A 17,839-nucleotide genomic window follows, 5' to 3' on the forward strand; every position below is an offset into this window, starting at 1 on the left:
AGACCAACCCGGCTCGGATCCGATCCCAGAATTCGGCACAGTCGGCGAGCCCGATGTCGCACTCGCACAGGGATTCGAGACAATGCCCCTTATGGCACGCGGCAAGACCACCCAGGACGTACCCGACGACTTCGAGGAGCACATCCTCGACACCGACATCGGGGACGAGATGCGGTCCTCATTCCTGGAGTACTCCTACTCCGTCATCTACTCCCGGGCACTGCCCGACGCCCGCGACGGCCTCAAGCCCGTGCAGCGCCGGATCCTCTACACGATGAACGACATGGGCGTACGTCCCGACCGCGGCCACGTGAAGTGTGCCCGCATCGTCGGTGAGGTGATGGGCAAGCTGCACCCGCACGGCGACGGCGCGATCTACGACGCCCTGGTCCGGATGGCGCAGCCGTGGGCGATGCGGCTGCCGATGATCGACGGGCACGGCAACTTCGGCTCCCCCGGCGGTGACGACCCGGCCGCGGCGATGCGTTACACCGAGGCCCGGATGGGTCCGGCGGCGCAGGCGATGACCGATGACATCAAGGAAGACACGGTCGACTTCCGGCCCAACTACGACTCGCGGGAGATGGAGCCGAGCGTGCTCCCCGCGGCGATCCCCAACCTGCTGGTCAACGGCGCCACCGGCATCGCGGTCGGCATGGCCACCAACATGGCCCCGCACAACCTGATCGAGGTCATCTCCGCCGCGCGTCACCTGATCAAGCACCCCGGCGCCGAGCTCGACACGCTGATGAAGTTCATCCCCGGCCCCGACCTCCCCACCGGCGGCACCATCGTCGGCCTGGACGGGATCCGGGATGCGTACGAGACCGGCCGCGGCTCCTTCAAGATCCGCGCCACCACGCGGATCGAGCCGTTCGGGCGCCGCAAGGGCATCGTGATCACCGAGCTGCCGTTCAACATCGGCACCGAGAAGATCATCGAGCGGGTCAAGACGCTGGTGCAGTCCAAGAAGATCCAGGGCATCGCCGACCTCAAGGACCTCACCGACCGCGAGCACGGCACCCGCCTCGTCATCGAGGTCAAGAACGGGTTCGTGCCCGAGGCCGTCCTCGAGCAGCTCTACAAGATGACGCCGCTGGAGGACTCCTTCGGGATCAACAACGTCGCGCTCGTCGACGGACAGCCGCGCACGCTCGGCCTCAAGGAGCTGCTCGAGGTCTTCCTCGGACACCGCTACGACGTCGTCCGCCGCCGCAGCCAGTTCCGCCGCGACCGGGCCGCCGACCGGCTCCACCTGGTCGACGGGCTGCTGATCGCGATCCTCGACATCGACGAGGTCATCCAGCTGATCCGATCCTCCGACAACGCCGGCGAGGCCAAGGAGCGGCTGATGTCGGTCTTCGACCTGAGCCAGCCGCAGGCGGAGTACATCCTCGACATGGCGCTGCGCCGGCTGACGAAGTTCTCCAAGATCGAGCTGGAGAAGGAGCGCGACGACCTGCGCTCGACGATCGAGTACCTCGACTCGATCCTCGGCGACGACGAGATGCTGCGGAAGGTCGTCTCCGACGAGCTGGGCGAGGTGTCCAAGACGTTCGGCACCCCGCGGCGCACCGTGCTGCTCGCCTCCGCCGGCACCCCGGCGCTGGAGGCGATGAGCCTCGAGGTCGCCGACGACCCGTGCTTCGCGCTGCTCTCCTCGACCGGTCTGCTGGCCCGCTCCTCCGACGCGGAGCCCTTCTCGACCGGCTCGGGACGGGCCAACCACGACGTGATCGCCTCGGTGGTCCCCGCGACCGCCCGCGGCCAGATCGGTGTGCTCACCTCGCGCGGCCGTCTCGTACGCCTCGGGGTGCTCGACCTGCCGGCACTGCCGCCGACCCACGGCGACCCGAACCTGTCCGGCGGCCTGCCGCTGTCCGCGCTGCTCTCGCTGGAGTCCGACGAGCGTGCGCTGGCGCTGACGACGCTGGCCACCGACGGTCCCGGTATCGCGCTCGGCACCAGGCTCGGCGTCGTCAAGCGGGTCAACCCCGAGGTGCTGCTCAACAAGGACGAGTGGGAGGTCATCAAGCTCGCCGACGGCGACGAGGTGGTCGGCGCGGCCCAGCTGCGCACCGGCACCGAGTCGCTGGTCTTCGTCACCTCCGACGCCCAGCTCCTGCACTTCCCCGCTGACACGGTGCGCCCGCAGGGCCGCAGCGCCGGCGGGATGGCCGGCGTCCGGATGGCGCACGGGTCCAAGGTCGTCTTCTTCGGCGTCGTCTCCCCCGACGCTCCCGAAGGGGCCGCGGTCGTGACCGTGGCCGGGTCCTCGAGCGCTCTGCCCGGGACCGAGACCGGCTCGGTGAAGACCACGCCGTTCAGCGAGTACCCGGCCAAGGGCCGGGCCACCGGCGGCGTACGCGCGCACCGCTATCTCAAGGGCGAGGACTCGATCGTCTTCGCCTGGGTCGGTGCCGCTCCCGCGATGGCCGCTGCCGCTTCCGGGGCACCCATCGACCTGCCCGAGATCGACCCGCGCCGCGACGGCTCCGGGGTGCCGCTGGAGCAGCCCATCGACGCCGTCGCCGGCCCGATCGCCCACACGTTCCCGGTCTCTGCCGGGTAGGTGTCTGCTCACCGAGGTAACTCGGTCGACGCGCGCTTCCCTCACGGAGTTCCACGAGGGAAGCGGATGCTCACCGAGGTACCTCGGTGAGCATCCGCCCCGTCAGCGCAGCGCGATCGGGTTCACCGGGGCACCGACGGCCCCGGTGACCCGCAGCGGTGCGGCGGTGAGCAGGAAGTCGTACCGGCCGTCCTCCGCGCAGGCGGAGGCCAGGCCGTCGACGTCCCACATCTCGCCGAGGAAGAGCCCGAGGTGCGGGATGGCGACCTGGTGGAGCGGCTGGAAGGCGTCGTCGAACTCGTTGGGGCGGACCTCGAAGCCCCAGGTGTCGGTGGCGATGGCGGCGATCTCGGTGCGGTGCAGCCAGTCGGCGGTGGTGAAGGACAGACCGGGAGCCGAGCCCCCGGCATAACCGCCCCAGCCCTCGCCGGCGGCGACGCCACGGCGGGCACGGGCGAGCTGCCCGGTGCGTACGACGACGATGTCGCCGCGGCCCACGGATGCGCTCGCGCCCTGTGCGGCGATCGTCTGCTCCAGGTGCTCCTCCGTGATCGCGAAGCCGTCGGGGAGCTCGCCGTCGGTCCCGACCGCGCGGCCGACGTCGAGCAGCACCCCGCGACCGCAGACCACGTCGGCGACCGTCTCGATCCCGGTGACACCGTCGCCCAGCGAGGTGACGACCGACTCCGCCGGGCGGCCGTTCCAGGCGCGTCCGTGGTCGAAGATGTGGCCGAGGCCGTCCCACTGGGTCGAGCACTGCAGCGGCATCGCGATGACGTCGTCGGCTCCGCCGATCCCGTGCGGGAAGCCCTGGATGCCGGTGACCGCGTCGGTGCCGGTGTCGAGCATGGTGTGCACCGGGTTCGTACGCCGCCGCCAGCCGTTCTGCGGCCCGTCCATGTCGAAGGGCAGCGAGAGGGAGTAGGACCGCCCGGTCCGCACCAGCCCCGCGGCCGCGACCCGGCTCGCGTCGGTGAGGAAGTTCATCGTCCCGTGGACGTCGTCCTCGCCCCAGCGTCCCCAGTTGGAGACCCGGGCGACCGTCTTCGCGATCTCGCCTTCGGGGTCGCTCCGGTCCAAGGAAGTCACGACGCGTCCAGCTCGGCGAAGGTGTCGGCGACCCAGTCCGCGATGAAGCCGATGACGTGCGGGAAGTGGTCCAGACCGATGTGCTCGGTGGCGCCCTCCTCGGGCGTGAAGATCCGCAGCTCGCGCTTGGGGCTGTTGACCGCCTGGTCGAAGGAACGATGCGCGTAGGAGAGCGGGATCTGGCGGTCGTTCTCCCCGTGGGCGATCAGGAACGGCACGGTGATCTCCTCGACCACACCGTCGAGGTTCACGTCCTCGGCGAACCCGATGAACGTGTCGATGTCGGGCTGCCCCCACACCCACAGCACGTGGTCCCAGTAGTGCGGCACCGGGTTCTCGCCCTCACGGTCGAGGCGCCGCTTCTGCACCGCGCCCCAGTCGTGGTTCGCACCCCAGGCCACGCACAGCGCCAGCCGCTTCTCGTACGCCGCGGCGCGAGGCGCGTAGTAGCCACCCAGCGACCAGCCCACCAGCCCGATCCGGTCGGCACGGACGTCCGAGCGCGTCTCGAGCCAGTCGACGCAGGCCGCGGCCCAGGCCTCGGTGTCGACACGAGCGGTGAGCCCGTCCAGACGCAGCGCCTCCCCGGCGCCACCGCAGTCGACCATCAGCGTCGAGATGCCACGCGCGGCCAGCTCGGTGTGGACGCCGGCACCGACCATCATCTCCTTGGTGGAGTCCAGGCCGTTCCACACGATCATGACCGGCGCCGGCGTCCCGTCCCGGTGGGCAGGGTGGAAGTAGGCGGGAAGCGTTGTCTCGCGGCCGTCCTCGACGTACGGGACGGCGACCTTGGTCGTCGGCTGGTCGAGCAGCTCGAAGGAGCGGACCAGCAGGTCGACGCTGCGCTGGTACTCGGCGTTGCGGCCCGAGTCCTTCGCGCTCTGCATCCGCTCGGCCTGGGAGACGTAGACCGAGGCCCGGAAGAGTTTCTGCCCGGCCGTACGCCGATGGCCGGCCTTCTCGGCCTCGCCGGCCTGCCCCTCGAGCTGGTCGGCGACCCGCCGCCAGGCGGCCATGAACTCGGCGGTGCCCACGTCGGACCCCTGCGCGGCCAGCTCCCGCAGCGGCCGGCAGGCGCGGTCGACTTCGTCGATCAGGCCGCCGGAGTTGAGCGTGGCGACCACACCCAGGTTCCACACGTAGTTGCCGGGAAAGTACTCGAACATCTCTTGTCCTCTTCGTAGTGATGGTTCTCAGCGCAGGGCGTCGGAGACGGCCTTGGCGCCGGCATGCGAGGCGACCCCGCCGTCGACCGGGATCTCGGCGCCGGTGACGTACGCCGCGCCCTCGCCGAGCAGGAAGACCACGACCGACGCCACCTCCTCGGGAGTGCCGGCCCGGCGGAGCGGGGCCGCGGCCACCGAGGCGTCCCGGAAGGCAGGCGGCGCGGAGGCGGTCATGGCGGTCTCGATGAATCCGGGGTGCACGGCATTGACCCTGATCCCGCGCTCCCCCAGCTCGAGCGCCGCCGTGTGGGTGAGCCCGCGGACGGCCCATTTGCTGGTGGTGTAGGCCACTGGGTAGTGCCCCTGCAGCGCGGCGAGCGACCCGATGGTCACGATCGACCCGCCGGGTGGCATCAGCGGTGCCAGCGCCTGGATCCCGAGCAGCGGCCCGAGCACATTGACGTCGTGGGTCTCCCGCATGTCCTCGGTGCTCGCTGCGCCGACCCGGGCTCGGCGGGTCACGCCGGCACAGCTCACCAGCCCGTGGACCGGCCCGCCGAGCTCGCGTGCCAGGTCGGCCCAGGCGCTCTCGTCGCGGACGTCGAGGGTCCGTACGCCGAGCGCGGCCTCGCGGTCGACACCCACCGCCGTCCCGCCCTCCGCGGTCACGGCGGCGGCGACCGCGGCCCCGATTCCTGAGGCGGCTCCGGTGACCACGACCGTACGTCCGCCAGCAGGCTCATCGGGACGCCTCACGCGCCGCCGCTCGTGCCGCACTGTCGCGGCGGCGCACCGGCGGCAGCGCGGGGGCGGGCGGGGCGACCGCAACGGTGTTGATCAGGGTGCCGATCCCCTCGACCTCGAGGGTGACCACGTCACCGGGCTGAAGGGGCTTGGGCTCCTGGGCGCCACGACGGCCCCAGAGCTCGGCCAGGCACCCGCCGTTGCCGACGGTGCCCGAGCCGAGGACGTCGCCGGCGACCACGCGGGAGTCGCGGGAGGCGTAGGCGATCATCGTCTCGAAGGTCCAGCCCATGTGGGACAGACGGTCGCGGCCGACCTCGGTGCCGTTGACCGACACCGTGCACAGCAGGTCGAGGAAGCCGTCCTCGTCCTTGTGCGGTTCGAGCTCGTCGGCGGTCACGATCCACGGCCCGAGCGTGGTCGCGAAGTCCTTGCCCTTGGCCGGCCCGAGACCGACCTGCATCTCGCGGCCCTGCAGGTCGCGGGCGGACCAGTCGTTGAGGATCGTGTAGCCGAAGACGTACGTCCCGGCCTCCTCGGGCGGGACCGACCGGCCATCGCCTCCGACGACGGCTGCGACCTCCAGCTCGAAGTCGCGGGCCTCGCAGGTAGCCGGGAACGGGACCTCCGCGTCCGGCCCGAGGATCGCGTGCGGGTTGGTGAAGTAGAATGCCGGGGCGTCGTACCAGGCGTCGGGGACGCCCTCGGCGCCGTCGACCGAGCGGCGTACGCCCTCGACGTGCTCCTCGAAGGCGACGAAGTCGCGGACCGAAGCCGGCTCGAGCGGCGCCAGCAGCTCGACCGACTCGAGGTCGAGCGGGTCTGCTGCCCGGGCGTGATCCGCAGCGCGGTCGAGCGCGTCGCGCCCGGCCGAGATCAGCGAGCGCATCGAGTGGCGGACCGCGAACGGGTGCAGACCCTCGTCGGTGATCAAGCCGACACGCGGCACGCGCAGGTCGCGGTCGAGATAGGTGGCGAGCTTCATCGAGTCCTCCTCAGACCGGCGGGGCGACGAAGACGCCCTTGTCGGGGTCGTTGAACGACTTGCCGGCGACCAGCTCGTCCATCGGGTTCGCGGTGCCCCACTGGTCGGTGACGTTCGGGTCGCTGAAGTCGTACAGATGCGGGTGCCAGTTGTCCTCCACGAGCTCCTCGAGCTCGGTGGTGTACTCGATGGTGTTGCCGTGCGGGTCGAGGAAGTAGCTGAAGGTGTTGTTGCCGGCCAGGTGTCGCCCCGGCCCCCAGATCTTCTCCACACCGGCGCGCAGCAGCCGCCCGGTGCCACGCATGTACTCGTCGATCCCGCGCATCTCGAAGGAGGCGTGGTGCAGCGCGACGTGCGGGCCGCGGGCGATCGCTAGGCTGTGGTGGAACCGGTTGGTGCGCAGGAACCACATCATCGAGCCCAGCCGCGGGTGCATCAGGGTGTCGGAGAGCGCGAAGCCGAGGTGGCGCTGGTAGAACGCCACGGTCTGCTCCGGGTTCGGCGAGTTGATGACGACGTGGGAGAGCTTGACCGGGACCGACTCGCCCTCCTCGATCTTGCGATGTTGACGCACGTCAACATCGCAGGAGACCTCGACCGTACGTCCGTCGTTGTCGAAGAAGCGAAAGCCGTAGCCACCACCCGGCGTCAGGACCGGGCCGGGCTCGCTGACGAGCTTCACCCCGGCCCGGCCGAGCCGCTCGGCCATCGCGTCGACGTCGGCCGGGCTGGCCGCGCCGAAGGCGATCAGGTCCAGACGCTTGTCGTCGGCGCGGCGCAGGCGCACCGAGTAGTGCTCCGGGGAGCCCTCCGCGGCGAGGAACGCCAGGCCGGAGTCGGTGGTCTCGGCCTTGAGCTTCCAGGTGTTCGTGTAGAACTCCAGCTGCCGCTCGTAGTCGGGCACGGCCAGGTCGACGTGGCGCAGGTGGGTGATCAGCCGCTCGGCGGGCGGGGTCTCGATGACGGTCTCGACGACGGACTCGGTCACAGGTTCGGTCACGGTGTTTCTCCTTGATGAGGTAGGTGGGTCAGGCCGGGTCGCTGACGAGGGCGGCGACGCGGGCCATCAGGCCCGGTACGTCACCGCGCTCGCGCGCCTTCAGCCAGGTGCAGAGCTGGAGCGAGGCCTCGACGACCGCCTTCGCGCGGGCCAGACGACGCTCGGTGAACGCGGGCCAGACGGCATCCAGGTCGTCGGCCGCCGTGAGCACCTCGGCGAGCACGGCAGCGTCCTCGAGCGCCTGGGCGGCGCCCTGGGCCAGCGTCGGCGGGCAGCTGTGGGCGGCGTCGCCGATGACCACGACCCGACCCCGGTTCCACGCGCCGTCGACGACGTGGCTCTCGAAGTGGGTGTGGTTCACGCGCTCGGCCTCCGTCAGGGACGCGCGGATCTCGTCCCACGGCCCGTGGTACGCCTCCGCGAGCTCGCGCATCACCGACAGCCCCTCCTCGGCCGACAGCCCGGACCGGTCCTGGGCGGGCTCGACGATGTAGGCGTAGAGGCTGTCCTCCGAGGTCGGGCAGTAGCCGGCGATGTAGGACGGTCCGCCGTAGACGAGGTCGGTGCGGGTGACCTCGGCCGGTCGGCGAGTGAAGGCACGCCAGATGCCCATGCCCACCGGCTCGGGCTCGACGTCGATGCCGATCGCCCGGCGGGTCCAGGACCGCACCCCGTCAGCGCCGACGACGAGGTCGTAGCGCCCCTGCGACCCGTCCGCAAAGGTGACCTCGACACCGGTCTCGTCCGACGAGAGCGCCGTCGGGGCGACCCCGAAACGCACCTTGGCACCGGCCGCGACCGCCCGGTCGACGAGGATCCGGGCGAGGGTCGGCCGATACATCCCGAGGGTCGCGGGCAGGTCCGGCCCGCCGGTGCGATGGTCCTCGAGCTCGACCAGCAGCGTGCCGGCCGGGTCCGGCGCGCGCAGCCCGAGGGTGTCGTAGCCATAGCCCTCCGCCCGCACCTGCTCCCACACGCCGAGGTCGCGCAGCACCCGCAGGGCGTTGCCCTGCAACGTGATCCCGGAGCCGAGGGCGGAGAGATCCGGCTTGGCGTCGACGAGGTCGACCGAGACGCCGCGCTCGGCGAGCAGGATCGCGGTCGCGGTCCCGGCGGTTCCGGCTCCGATGACGAGGACCGAGCTGATGGCGGGCATGAGGTCTCCCTGGGGGTGCGGGGGTGAAGTGACGTCCACCACTCTCGCCCGCGCGAGCATATTCAGGAAGAGCCGATCACCTATCCTGCCTATACACGACGTTTATAGTCGGAGCATGGCCGCCGATCCGCTCCGCAATCTCGACCTCAACCTCCTGCTCTCGCTGGACGCGCTGCTCGAGGAGCGCAACGTGACCCGCGCGGCGACGCGGCTCGGACTGAGCCAGCCTGCGGTCTCGGCCGCGCTCCGGCGCCTGAGGCGCCACTTCGGCGACGAGCTCCTCGTCCGCACCGGCAACCACTACGACCTCACTCCCCTGGCCACCCAGCTCCGCGGCACCACCACGACAGCCCTCGCCGGCGTACGCCGGGTCTTCCAGGCCGAGCCCGGCTTCGACCCGGCCACCTCGACCCGCGAGTTCACCGTGGTCGCCTCGGACTACTCCACTACCGTCCTCGGCGACCACCTCGCCACCGAGCTGGCCCGCGAGGCGCCCGGCGTGCGCCTCCGGTTCCAGCTCCAGACCCACGCCGACGTCGACCAGGCACCGGAGTCGCTACGACACGTGGACGGGATGGTCCTCCCCCACGGCTTCGTCCACGACGTACCCGCGGTCGAGCTGCACACCGACGGCTGGGTGCTGGTCGTCTCGGCCGACAACGAGACCGTCGGCGACGAGCTCACCATGGAGCAGCTCGCCGAGATGCCCTGGGTCGTCACCCATCACGCCCCCACAGCCTTCACCCCAGCCATACGCCAGCTCAGCATGATCGGGGTCGAACCCGACGTCCACGTGGTGACCGAGAGCTTCCTCCCGGTCCCGTTCCTGGTCGCCGGGACCCCACGCGTCGCGCTGCTGCAGCGACAGCTCGCCACCCGGATGGCAGGGGCTGCCGGCGTACGCATCCTCGACTGTCCTTGGGACGTCGTCCCGCTCAAGGAGGCGTTCTGGTGGCATCCGTCCCATCGCGCCGACCCGGCTCACGCCTGGCTGCGCCAGATGCTGACACGGGCCGCGGCTCGATTGGATCAGCCGGACCGACCCTCGGGCTCTTGAGTGGGGGCCGGCGACCTGGCAGTCACCGCGGCGGCCGCCAGCATGTCGGAGGACAACGCGTTGGTCGGGTCGCCGAAGAGCCGTCGGATCGGCATGTCGCCGATCATCGTGCGAACGACCGGGTTGGTGATGAAGTCGACGGTCGCGCCACTCGGGTCCGCGGTCGATGCCTCCTCGATCAGCGCCGGGCCAAGTACTGGATGATCCAGCCATTCGCGTAGCGTCGATCCTTCAGCCAGCGCGCTGTCGGGACTCCGATGATCGACGTGCAGACGAACCGACTGACGGAGATCACGCGAGGAAGCGCCCACCGCGATCTGCGCTTCTCCTCCGTCGACGCACCAGCCGTCGAGTCGGTCGTCCCACCGGGCGAATGCCCGCCAGGGCACGGTGACCTCGATGACGACCTGATCACCGGGCTCGAGATGTTGCTTGCCGAAGCCGCAGAGCACGCGGGTCGGGACGGGGACCGAGGAAGAGGCGGGTTCGGCATAGACCTGCCATACCTCGGCGCCGGCATGCTTCCCGGTGTTCGCGAGGGAGAAGCGCACGTGCACGTCGTCGCCGACCCGAGCGGCCGTCAGCCGCCGGTACTCGAACGTCGTGTAGCTCAGCCCGTGGCCGAACGGAAAGGCGACCTCACGTCCTGCTCGGTCATAGCCGCGGTAGCCGACAAAGACACCCTCGCCGTGGAAGGTACGCCCACCCGTCCCCGGGAAGTCCAGATGCGCCGGAGTGTCGGCAATGGAGATCGGCATCGTCTCAGGCATCCGTGCGGCGGGATTCACGCATCCGAACAGGACGTCCGCCACCGCCTCGGCATAGCCCTCTCCCGGCAACCATGCCTCGACCAGAGCGGCTGGCTGCTGCACCCAGTCCCCGCCCGCGAGCACGCCTCCGTTGTTCAGGACGACGACGGTGCGAGGATTCGCCGCGACCAGCTGGTCGATGAGCTCGATCTGCTCGTCCGCCAAGTCGATGGAGGCGCGGTCGTATCCCTCCGACTCGGCGTCCCCGGCGACGAACAGGACGACGTCGCGCGCGTTGGCCGCCGCCTCGGCCACCCGGGCGCCAAGATCCTCCTCGACACCGGTGGCCCCGGCGTACCCCGGCTCGTATCGCACCGGCCGGTCAGTGGCCGCCTCGATGGCCGCCCACGGCGCCTGCAGGTCTCCGACACCGACCCGTGAGCTGCCTTCCCCCTGGATGCGCGGCTCCAGGGCAGCCGGGCCCACGACCAGAATCGGCTCTTCCCCATCGACGTCGAGCGGGAGCGTGCCGTCGTTGCTGAGCAGCACCATCGCAGCAGCGGCGGCCTCGACGGAGAGTCGGTGATGGGCGGCCGTGCGGACACTGCGACCGTCCTCGGACGGGGTCCAGGATCGAGCAAGGTCTGAGATCCTCCGGGCGCTCGCCCGCACGCGGGCCTCGTCGAGGTCACCGACGCTGACAGCCGCGAGAATCTTGTCGCGCGACTCGGTGCCGGTGCCGGGCATCTCGAGGTCGAGGCCAGCCGCGAGGGCTCGGACGCGGTCCTCGACGGCGCCCCAGTCGGAGATGACGACTCCATCGAAGCCCCACTCCTCCCGCAGGGTCTCCGTCAGGAGCCGATGGCTCTGCGTGACGTACTCACCGTTGACGCGGTTGTAGGACGCCATCACTGCGGCTGGGCGCGCGGTGCGGACAACATACTCGAACGCGGACAGGTAGATCTCACGTAGAGCGCGCTCAGACACCTCCGCACTCACCCGCATCCGGTCGGTCTCCTGACTGTTGACCGCGTAGTGCTTGACGCACGCGCCGACCCCAGAGCTCTGTACGCCTTCGACGAAGGCGGCGCCGATGTGGCCGGCCAGGACCGGGTCCTCGGAGTAGTACTCGAAGCCTCGCCCGCCGAGAGGGGACCTCTTGATGTTCAGCCCCGGCCCCAGGAGCACCGCGGCACCGTTCGCCCTGGCCTCGGCGCCGATGGCTGCCGCGACCCGACCGACCAGCGGGGTGTCCCAGGTGGCCGCGAGGGCGGTTGCGGACGGGAAGCAGGTGGCGCGGACCTTGCCCGTCCAGTCCGGGAGGTTCATCGCGAGCCCGTGCGGGCCGTCCGACATCCTCACGGACGCGATCCCGTGCTCCGCGATCGCTTGGGTCGAGACCATGTCCGCGCCGCTCAGCAGCGTTGCGGCCTCGACGAGCGAGAGGTCATCCTGCGTGGTCATGCGATCCTCCCGGTGCTTCGTCGGCTTGTAGCGCCAGTACGGCTTCCATCTCGCGGCGTTCGTCGGGGTTGTGGATGTTCCAGGCCCGCGCCGGCTTCGGGTCGTCTTCGGGCCGGCGGAAGGAGCAGCTGAGGTCATGGCTTCCCGAGCCGACGCTGAACGGTCCCTCCCCCGACGGCAGGGTGACCTGGGCCCGGACTCCCGGTGGCACGGTGACCTGGAGGTCGAAACGGTCGCCCGTGCGGGTCCAGGACGTCGCGATCCTGCCGAACGGCGAGTCGTGGTGAGCTCGGGCGTAGCGAAGCCCACCTCCCGGCTGCGGCGCGACGCGCACCGACGCGTACCCGGGCTCGCCAGGCGCGAGACCGGCGACGGTGCGGTGCATGAAGTCGACCACCGCACCGAGTGCGTAATGGTTGAACGAGGTCATCTCGCCAGGGTTCACTGTGCCGTCCGGCAGCATGCTGTCCCAGCGTTCCCAGACCGTGGTGGCGCCCATCGTGACTGGGTACAGCCATGACGGGCACCGTTCCTGGAGGAGCAGGTGATAGGCGGTGTCGATGTTTCCGGTGCTGGCCAGGGCGTCGCACACCAGGGGCGTACCGATGAATCCTGTTCGGATGAGGTTGTCACCCCGCTCGACCAGTGCCGCAAGACGCAGCCCGGCGTCGCGGCGCTGTGACTCGCTCGCCAACAGGTCGAACACGATCGCAATGGCCAGTGCGGTGACCGTGTCGCTGACGACGCGGCCGGAAGGAGCGAGGAACTCGTGCTGAAAGGCCTGCGTGGCCCGGTCGGCGATCGCGTCGTATCGCTCCGCCAGGCGATCCTCTCCGAGGATCTGGGCCGAACGCGCGACCAGTCGTGCCGTGTGGGCGTGATACGCGGTGGCGACGAGGTAGGGATCGGTGGCCGATTCCCCAGGTCGCTCCGGCGGCGCGTGCGGGTCGAGCCAGTCACCCAGCTGGAAGCCGCTGTTCCACAGGCCTGTGCCGCCGGTGAGCCGATCGACCTGGTCGACCCAGTCGGTCATCGCCGGTAGATACCGCTGGAGGATGGCGGTGTCGCCGCTGCGTTCGTAGAGCACCCACGGGACGATGACGGCCGCATCTCCCCACCCGGCCGACGGATCGGCCGGAAAGCCGCAGTCCAACCAGGGGTGGAAGTTGCGTACGGTCCCGTGCTCGATCTGCTCCGCGCGAAGGTCGTCGAGCCAGTTGCTGAGGAAGCCGGTAGCGTCGTACAGGAAGGCCGCCGCCGGGGCGAAGACCTGGATGTCGCCGGTCCATCCGAGACGTTCGTCGCGCTGCGGACAGTCGGTGGGCAGGCCCACGAAGTTGTCGCGCATGCTCCACACGACGTTGTCGTGGAATCGGTCCAGCAGCTCGTGCGAGGACGCGAACCACCCGCGGCGGGTCATGTCGGAATGGACGACGAGCGCCTCGACCGCCGCTGCAGGGTCCTGGTCCTCGGGCCAGCCGACGATCTCGGCGTAGCGGAACCCGTGAATCGAGAACCGTGGGGTCCAGGTCTCCGAAGCAACCCCGGCGAAGACGTAGGTGTCGACGGACGTGGCCGACCGCAGCGGACGGGTGGCCAGCTCGCCGTCCTCGAGAACCTCCGCATGATGCAGCTCGATGATGTGACCCGTCGGAGCGGAGGCCGTCACCTGGAGCTTTCCGGAGATGTTCTGTCCGAAGTCCAGGCGTACGCGGCCGCCCGGAAGCCGTTCGACGGTGACGGGTCGCAGCCTCTCGATGACGCGGACGGGAGGCGCCGAGGGGGTGACGAGCCGAACCGCCGGAGGACGAGGAACGGATGTGGTGACAGACCACGCCGAGTCGTCGAAGCCTGCCGTCGCCCAGCCGGCGACCGCGCGGCGCTGGTCGTGGGTCTCCCCTTCGTACAGCCCGGTCGCCGTTATCGGCGCCAGGGTCCATCTCCAGGTCAGGGGCACGTTCACGACTGTTCCGTCCGCCGTGGTCACTTCGAGTTGAAGGAGCAGGCTGACGTCGGCGCCGTAGACGTTCCACCGGCCGCCGTTGAAGCCCAGCCTGCCCCGGAACCATCCGTCGGCGAGCCAGGCGCCGATCACGTTGCGGCCGGGTTCGACAAGACCGTCGAGGACGTAGGTGCGGTAGACCAGCCGGTGGTTGTAGGAGGTCCACCCCGGCGCCAGCACCTCCCTCTCGATCTCGCCCCCATTGACGAGCAGGTCGTAAACCCCTCTGGCCGTGGCGTACGCCCGCACCCGGGTGGCGTTCGAGGGCAGGTCGAACTCGGCGCGGAGCAGGTACGCCGGCCGCGGACCGTCCGTCGGCGCCTCGAGCGACGGGGAGGCGAACTCCGCACTCCACCCGTCCGCCGGCAGCCCCTGCTCGATCGTGACGTCCTCGGACCATCCGGTCGGCTCGTCCTTGCCCTCGAGCCAGACCCGGACACGTATGTTGACACGCTGCCTGGGCCGCAGCGGAGACGAGGTCCACTCGACCAGCTGCGAGCGCCCGGACGAGATCTTGGCCCGGTGGGGCGCCAGACCGTCCCCGGTGTGCTCGACTTCGTAGGCGACCTGGACCGCTCCTGGCTCGGCCTCGACGATGCGCCAGCTCAGCCGCGGGCAGGGGTCACTGATGCCGATCGGGTCGTCCAGGTGCTCGACCCGTAAGTCGGTGACGTATGCCATCTCAGCCCTTCACCGCCCCGGCCGTGAGGCCCTTCATGACGCGCTGGTTCAGGAAGAGATAGAGCGCGAGCGTGGCCAGGACGTTGATCGAGATGGCCGCGAACGTGGGGCCGTACTGCACCTGGCCGAACTGCCCGGTGAAGTTCAGGAGACCTACCTGGATGGTGCGCAACTCGTCACGGTTGGTGAAGGTCAGTGCGATCAGCAGGTCGTTCCAGATGAAGAAGAACTGAACGAGGGCGACGGTGAAGATGGCGTTCTTGACCAGCGGGACACCGATCGAGACGAACTGTCGCAGCATGCCGGCGCCGTCCAGGGTCGCCGCCTCGAAGATCTCACGCGGCACGGAACGGAAGAATGTGGCCATCATGAACACGGTCAACGGAAGTCCGATCGCCGTGTACGTGATGATCAGCGGCCACAACGACCCGGTGAAACCGATCTTGAAGTAGATCGTGAACAGCGGCAGCAGGATCATCTGCCCAGGGACCATGATGCCGGCCAGGAACAGCAGCAGCACCGGCCCCCGGCCCTTCCAGACCATGACCTCGAGCGCGAACCCGGCCGCGACGCCGAGGACGATGGTGAGGAACAGCGCTGGGAAGACAGCCAGCGCACTGTTGCGCATGTAGACACCGAGGTGGCCCTCGACCCAGGCGGCCCGGTAGTTCTCGAAGTTGGTCCAGCTCTCCGGTAGGGCGAAGACGGAGTTGTTGAGGAACTCGTCCTGGGTCTTCAACGAACCGAGCACCAGCCAGACGAGCGGGTAGACGACAACGACCAGCAGGCCGGCGACGAGGAGCCAGGTCGCGACCTTGCCGACGCTGAGCTTGTGCCTGGGACGCGGGGGTAGGGCGCTGGTCATCTCATGCCTCCGTACGGTCGCGGCGAGCGGATCGGAAGATCGCCAAGGTGACGATCAGGCAGAGCGCTGAGAGCAGGAGCGCGATCGCGCTGCCGAATCCGTACTGCCCGTAGGTGAACGAGGTCTGGTACATGTACAGCGTCAACGGGGTCGTCGTGTTCCCCGGTCCGCCTTGAGTCAGCGCGAGCACCGAGTCGAAGACCTTCAGGGTCCCATTGATGCTGAAGATGACGGAGGAGAGCAGGACCGGCGTGCTCAGGGGCAGGACGATGTGACGCACCAGCCGCAGGCCGTGCGCTCCGTCGATCCGCCCCGACTCGAGCAGCTCGTCGGGGATGTCGACGAGACCGGCATAGAGGAGAACAGCGTAGAAGCCCATGGATCGCCATGCCTCCATGAGGACGATGACCACGAAGGATGTGCCGCCGGACGCGAACCAGTCCACCGGCGAGAGCCCGACGAGGTCGAGGAGCTGGTTGACCGGCCCCATCCGAGGGGCCGACTCGAACAACTGCTGGAACAGCAGCGCGACAGCGACAGTCGGCAGGACCACCGGGAAGAACACCAGCGTACGCACCAGGCTGGATGCCCTGCGCAGAAGGAAGACGTAGAGCAATGCGAGCCCGTAGCCGACGGCCACCTGGACGACCGTCAGCACGACCGCGAACCGGACGGTGAACCAGAGCGCATCGCGTACGTCGGGGTCGCTGAAAAGCTCGCGCAGGTTGGCGAGCCCGACGTATTCGAAGCCGCTGATGGCGTTGCCCTCGAAGAGGGTGTAGCCGAACGACCACACGACGGGCAAGAGCATCACGGCGCTGTAGACGAGCAGCGCCGGTCCGAGCAGGAGCGCGACGATGCGTCGGTCTCCGAGTATGCGGTTCATCTGGTTCCTGGGTTCTCTAGACGCTGAAGCGGGTCTGGCAGGGCGAGTGTGTGGGTGCCGGGTCATGTGTCCAGCACCCACACGGGAGTCGTCTCGGGATCAGCCGAGGTCACCCTGGACGGAGGCCATGAACTCCTCCGGGCTCATGTCGCCGGTGACCAGGCGCTGCGCGTTGGTCTGGCTGGTGGTGGTGGCCTTCGGGTCGAAGAGGGCCTCGAACCACAGGACGGTCTCGTCGCTGCTCTCCGCCTGCTCCTGCACGAGCCGGGTCAACGGCGGGAGATCGCCGACATCGCCGTTGACCTTGAACCCGGACAGCACGCCCTGGTCCTTGAGGGACTCGGCGCCGTAGTTGTCCGCGATGCATCCGAGCCATGCTTGGGCGCCGTCATCGAGCCTCTGCTCGGACATCGCCAGCGGCGTACCGACGTTGGCGGCGAGCTGGCTCGATGATCCGGCACCGCCCGAGACCTCGGGGAAGGGCATGAACCCGATGTTGGCTTCGCCGATCTGGTTCTGCTTGGGGTCGTTGAAGTTCGCCAGCGCCCAGCTGCCCATGTAGTACATCCCGGCCTTGCCGGTGAGGAACTGGTTGAGGGCGGTGGTGTAGTCGATGGACCCGACCGACTCGCCGAAGTAGCCCTGTTTGCCGAGGTCCGCGACCGCCTGGGCGGCGGCGACGTAATCGGCGTCGGTGAGCTTCGCCTCGCCGTCGGCGACCTTCTGCATCGCGTCGGGCCCCAGCGTGCGGTAGAGGTAGTTGCCGACCAGCCGGGTTACCGGCCAGCCGTCCTTGCCTGCGGCCGCGAACGGCGTGACGCCGGCGCTCTCGAGCTTGTCCGCGGCGGCGTTCAGGTCGTCCCAGGTGGCAGGGATCTTGATGCCGTTGTCGGTGAAGAGCTTCTTGTTGTACCAGATGCCCTCGATGTTGAACTCGGTCGGCAGCACGACCTGCTCGCCGTCGTAGATGGCCTCGATGGTCGACTGCGCGCCCGGGAGGATCGCGTCGGACTTGTCGAGGTCCTCGAGCTCGTCACCGATCTTCACCAGCTGTCCGGCGTCGTTCATCTGCTGCACGACCTGGGGGCTGTTGCCACCCGAGAAGATCGTCGGGAGGGCACCCTGCCCTGCCAGCAGCTGTGCCTGCTGGTCGTAGCTGGCCTGCGGTTGCGTGGTCACCTTCAGCGGGGCCTGCGCCTCCTCGTCAGCGCAGGAGCCCTTGCCCAACGCCGTGAAGGTGTCCTTGATCGCGGTGTTCTCGGCAAGCGAGAGGTACTCGAAGCTCGAGCCCTTCTCGTCACCACCGTCCGAGCCGCTCGAACAACCGGCGAGCACGAGCGCTCCCACGGCCGCGGTCGCGAGGGCCATCGGAGCCCGACGACGTGCTGTTGCGCGTGCGTTCATCACGCATCCTTTCTGT

The 17,839-nt window shown here is 69.4% G+C and carries 13 protein-coding genes; 2 read left to right on the plus strand and 11 right to left on the minus strand.

Features of this window, described 5'->3' with window-relative positions:
• The first annotated feature begins 91 nt into the window (after positions 1-91).
• Positions 92-2,572, plus strand: a complete 2,481-nt coding sequence (locus ACIRON_RS03275; protein WP_402988900.1) for a DNA topoisomerase (ATP-hydrolyzing) subunit A — start codon at positions 92-94, stop codon at positions 2,570-2,572.
• A gap of 102 nt (positions 2,573-2,674) precedes the next feature.
• Here ACIRON_RS03275 and ACIRON_RS03280 read toward each other — a convergent pair whose 3' ends face one another.
• From ACIRON_RS03280 to ACIRON_RS03305, 6 genes are read right to left on the minus strand one after another with little or no spacing between them, the layout of a single operon-like run.
• Positions 2,675-3,661, minus strand: coding sequence for a cyclase family protein (locus tag ACIRON_RS03280; RefSeq protein ID WP_402988903.1), 987 nt, complete (start codon positions 3,659-3,661; stop codon positions 2,675-2,677).
• Positions 3,658-4,830 carry an alpha/beta hydrolase family protein gene (locus tag ACIRON_RS03285; RefSeq protein WP_402988906.1) on the minus strand — a complete coding sequence of 391 codons (1,173 nt, stop codon included), beginning with the start codon at positions 4,828-4,830 and terminating at the stop codon, positions 3,658-3,660. The genes ACIRON_RS03280 and ACIRON_RS03285 overlap by 4 nt, the downstream gene beginning before the upstream one ends.
• A gap of 27 nt (positions 4,831-4,857) precedes the next feature.
• On the minus strand, positions 4,858-5,586 hold the full coding sequence (locus tag ACIRON_RS03290; protein ID WP_402988909.1) for an SDR family oxidoreductase: 729 nt from the start codon (positions 5,584-5,586) through the stop codon (positions 4,858-4,860).
• On the minus strand, positions 5,570-6,559 hold the full coding sequence (locus ACIRON_RS03295) for a fumarylacetoacetate hydrolase family protein (protein WP_402988912.1): 990 nt from the start codon (positions 6,557-6,559) through the stop codon (positions 5,570-5,572). The genes ACIRON_RS03290 and ACIRON_RS03295 overlap by 17 nt, the downstream gene beginning before the upstream one ends.
• Positions 6,560-6,569: 10 nt before the next feature.
• Complete coding sequence (locus tag ACIRON_RS03300; RefSeq protein ID WP_402988914.1) at positions 6,570-7,559, minus strand: VOC family protein; 990 nt, start codon at positions 7,557-7,559, stop codon at positions 6,570-6,572.
• Between the two features lie 28 nt (positions 7,560-7,587).
• A complete protein-coding gene (locus ACIRON_RS03305; RefSeq protein ID WP_402988917.1) occupies positions 7,588-8,715 on the minus strand; it encodes an FAD-dependent monooxygenase in 1,128 nt (375 codons plus the stop codon).
• Between the two features lie 115 nt (positions 8,716-8,830).
• On the opposite strand from ACIRON_RS03305, the gene ACIRON_RS03310 reads away from it, so the two are divergent.
• The gene (locus ACIRON_RS03310) at positions 8,831-9,772 is read left to right on the plus strand and encodes a LysR family transcriptional regulator (protein ID WP_402988919.1); all 942 of its coding nucleotides are present in this window, start codon (positions 8,831-8,833) and stop codon (positions 9,770-9,772) included.
• On the opposite strand, the gene ACIRON_RS03315 is transcribed toward ACIRON_RS03310, so the two are convergent.
• The 5 genes from ACIRON_RS03315 to ACIRON_RS03335 form a co-directional block, all read right to left on the minus strand.
• The gene (locus ACIRON_RS03315; protein WP_402988922.1) at positions 9,745-11,985 is read right to left on the minus strand and encodes a glycoside hydrolase family 3 C-terminal domain-containing protein; all 2,241 of its coding nucleotides are present in this window, start codon (positions 11,983-11,985) and stop codon (positions 9,745-9,747) included. The genes ACIRON_RS03310 and ACIRON_RS03315 overlap by 28 nt on opposite strands.
• Positions 11,969-14,668 (minus strand): family 78 glycoside hydrolase catalytic domain, encoded by a 2,700-nt coding sequence (locus tag ACIRON_RS03320; RefSeq protein WP_402988925.1) that lies wholly within the window; start codon positions 14,666-14,668, stop codon positions 11,969-11,971. Before ACIRON_RS03320 ends, ACIRON_RS03315 begins: the two co-directional genes overlap by 17 nt.
• Position 14,669: 1 nt before the next feature.
• Positions 14,670-15,533 (minus strand): carbohydrate ABC transporter permease, encoded by an 864-nt coding sequence (locus ACIRON_RS03325; protein WP_402988928.1) that lies wholly within the window; start codon positions 15,531-15,533, stop codon positions 14,670-14,672.
• 1 nt (position 15,534) lies between these two features.
• Complete coding sequence (locus ACIRON_RS03330) at positions 15,535-16,419, minus strand: carbohydrate ABC transporter permease (protein ID WP_402988931.1); 885 nt, start codon at positions 16,417-16,419, stop codon at positions 15,535-15,537.
• Between the two features lie 99 nt (positions 16,420-16,518).
• Positions 16,519-17,823, minus strand: coding sequence for an ABC transporter substrate-binding protein (locus tag ACIRON_RS03335; protein ID WP_402988934.1), 1,305 nt, complete (start codon positions 17,821-17,823; stop codon positions 16,519-16,521).
• Positions 17,824-17,839: the final 16 nt, after the last annotated feature.

This window comes from Nocardioides sp. NPDC101246 (genome assembly GCF_044767415.1).
Classification (GTDB): Bacteria; Actinomycetota; Actinomycetes; order Propionibacteriales; family Nocardioidaceae; genus Nocardioides.